This is a genomic window from Marinilabilia sp., assembly GCF_016278715.1.
Lineage (GTDB): Bacteria > Bacteroidota > Bacteroidia > Bacteroidales > Marinilabiliaceae > Marinilabilia.
The window spans coordinates 1-3,204 of sequence record NZ_JADQBH010000195.1; the positions used below are offsets into that span (position 1 = coordinate 1).

The window sequence follows — 3,204 nt, forward strand, 5'->3', positions numbered from 1 at the left end:
ACAAACCACGTTTCAGATAACCGGAAGCCTCACAGCTGTCAACAAAAACACTGTGCACGCCTGATGACATTTCACTGCCAATTACCAGGCCGTGAAGGCCTCTCAAACGACAATTGCGCACCACAATATTGTGCGACGGCATTTTCATTTCGCGACCTTCATGGTCACGGCCGGCTTTAATCACCACATTGTCATCTCCATTATTAAAATCTATGTTTTCAATCAAAACATTTTTAGTGTATTCCAGGTCTATTCCATCATTGTTTTTGTTGTGGGCGTCAAAACTCATGCCGCGCAAAGTTGCATTTTCACACTTCAGCAAATGCACACACCAAAACGGAGCATCTTCAATACGGACATCTTCAATGAGAATGTTTCGACAATTGTAAAACTGAACCAGATGGGGCCGCAAAAAGTGCCCTTCACCAAAAATGCGCTCCTCAACAGGAACTGCCTCATTATTCATTTTTCGTGACAGCATCTGACTTTCCTTCTGAACTTCTTTCCAGTTTTGCCAGGTACCGGAAGCCTCCCCATCAATAACACCTTTTCCGGTGATTGCTACATTGGTAAGGTTTTTACCGTAAATAAAAGGACTGTAATTGTAAAGAATTGTGCCTTCCCAACTGGTTTCCACAACTGGGAGATAATACTCCGGGTTGCAACCAAACTTTAGCACGGCCCCTTCTGCGAGATTCAGGTTGGTGTTGCTAACAAAATGAATGGGCCCGTTGAGATAATAAATTCCCTCAGAAACAACGATTGTTCCGCCACCCGCTTCTTTGCTGGCAGCCATCGCCTGATCAAAAGCCGGTTTGCTATCGAAGGAAGAATCATTGGCAATGGCTCCAAAATCTTTAAGGATAAAGTAATTATCAGAGAATTCCGGAACTTGAATCTGCTTCAGAATTTCCTCTTTGCTGTCGAAATGTGGCCGATTGTGCCCCTGGGTTTGCGAACACCCTGCCAGCAGAATGGTCAAAACCCCGAACAACAGCCATTGGTTTTGTCTCTGTTTCATAATTGTCAATTTTGCGCTGTTACGCCATTAGCTACGCGCTTATTTCAACGAAAGCTCGTTGAGATAATCCACAAATGCCTCCAAACTATTTATTTCTTCCTCCTTCTCACTAGCTGAAGTAATCCAGGTTGAAAGATATTTCGTGGGCCTGGACACTAACTCAAATTGCTTTTCGCCTTTTGTAACACTTTGAAAATCATCCGGATTAAAAAGTATTGCACCTCCGATATTCAATTGTACAGCTGCTACATCTTCGGGGTGTATTCCCCAGGTGCAGATGTAATTGTCAGTTTGTCTGGTTTCCGTTTTTTCATGGTAGTTAATACCGGTGAGGAAATAAACCGGTTTGCAACTCAAGGCAAAAGCCTCGACTTTGGCTTCCCGATGACCGGAAAACACCGTTACCCGAACCAAAACATCGATGGTATCGCCCATGTAAGGAATTCCTTCCGACAACATCTCCATATAGGATATTCCGGCTTCTTTCTTCACTCTGGCAGTCCTTTTAGAAACCGGATCCAGGAACATTTCCTCTCTGGTTTCGGGATTCCACAGACGAACACCTCCCATCCCCACAGTTGAGCCAACTTTATACTGATCAGCACCCCAACCATCGTTCTGCTGTTCCTCAGTAGGATACCATTCTCCTTCGGCCAGTTCAAGTCCGGCACGGGTTTTATTGTAAACATCCACAGCTACTTTGTGATCAAAATAGAGGCGCAACCCCATCCATTCATTTTCGATGGCAGGGCCATGATGAGCCAGTTGTTTGTACAAGTCTCCGGTTTCGGAGGAAATTTCTGTTTCCTGTTCGACTGCGTCTTTCCATTTCAGACTGATGTCGGTCCTGTTTTGGGAAAAGCTGCTGACTGTAACGAATATCATTACAGCAATAAATATTTTTTTCATTTTAATTCTGCTTTACGACATTAAACAATACACAATAAAGAATTCAAAGGTGAAGAAAACATAGCCTGAAAGGCGAATTAAATATATCCCGGAGCAGCACCCTGGCATATATTGGAACTATTACATAAGCGGGCTGAAAGCCCAACCTAACAATCCAGTTACCTGCCCTTACAGGGCGACAATAATAATTTGCATTTGCAAAAGCCCCAACGTGCTACATTGGGCTTAATTAAGCCGGGCTTTCAGCCCGAAAAAACATCACTCCTCGCAAGGAAGAGTAACGCAAAAGCCTAATTACCAGAGAGTTGCAGACAACGCCAATTATCTCACAAACAACTCACAATCAATTGTTTGCAAAAAATCCAGGCGAAAATTAAATATCACGTTGTTTATTTATTTTATTCATTTATAAAATATTAATGCAAATACCAATATCCAGAGAAATCTTTAATCCTCCTTTAGATTGCTTCATTTCACACGCAGTGAAGCAATCTCTATTTGATAACCGGAACCACAATCAGCGTCGATATCTTTCATTACTGGCTTCCGGGATTACTTTAAAGCATCAGCGAGAGGCAGTTGCATCTTCTTCATTTCTTCTGCTACCAACCGTGCCATTATCCTGGCACCTTCAGTGGAAAAATGAGTATCATCCTGTTCTCCATCCGGATAATTGGGATGCCCGGGTTCCACCCAGTTATAGAGTTCTCTGGACAAAGAATCCCCTTTTTGGCTGACCACTTTTGCACTCAAAGCCCGGTGATCGATCAGCGGCACATTTAGTTCGTTTGCTACCTCAATAGTTGCGTTAGGATATTCGCCATGTGTAGGCACCAAATCACCTTTCTCATTGAATTTTCGACGCACCACAGAGGTCATCAAGATGGGGAAAGCCCCCTTTGCCCTGACATCCGTAACATATTTCCGGAGGTTATTCTTAAATTCGGGAAGAGGAGAGTACCGTTCCCCCTTTGACGGACTTTCATCATTGTGTCCGAATTGAATGAATACATAGCTCCCGGGAGAGACCCGTCCCATCAGCGAATCCCATCGCCCTTCATAAATAAAACTTTTGGAACTGCGTCCGTTTCTTGCATGGTTTTCAAAGTCAACTTTGGTTGAATCAAAAAATTCAGGAAAAACCTGTCCCCAACCAGTTTCCGGATAAGCATCAGGTTTTTTGTCAGCCATGGTTGAATCTCCCGCCAGGTAAACATTGTAAACCGGGCGATTGGTGCATCCTGCAAAAACCAGAAACAGAATAAAAAGAGTAA

General features: G+C 43.4%; 3 protein-coding genes. All 3 read right to left on the reverse strand.

The annotated features are described in order from the left end of the window. The coding region (locus tag QZZ43_RS12075; RefSeq protein ID WP_291859585.1) for a glycoside hydrolase family 28 protein at positions 1 to 1,021 on the reverse strand (1,021 nt) is incomplete at its 3' end. A 39-nt stretch (positions 1,022 to 1,060) separates the two neighbouring features. Continuing rightward, complete coding sequence (locus tag QZZ43_RS12080; protein WP_291859587.1) at positions 1,061 to 1,930, reverse strand: DUF4861 family protein; 870 nt, start codon at positions 1,928 to 1,930, stop codon at positions 1,061 to 1,063. A gap of 552 nt (positions 1,931 to 2,482) precedes the next feature. Further along, positions 2,483 to 3,204: rhamnogalacturonan acetylesterase (locus QZZ43_RS12085; RefSeq protein WP_367221539.1), on the reverse strand; the 722-nt coding region annotated here is incomplete at its 5' end.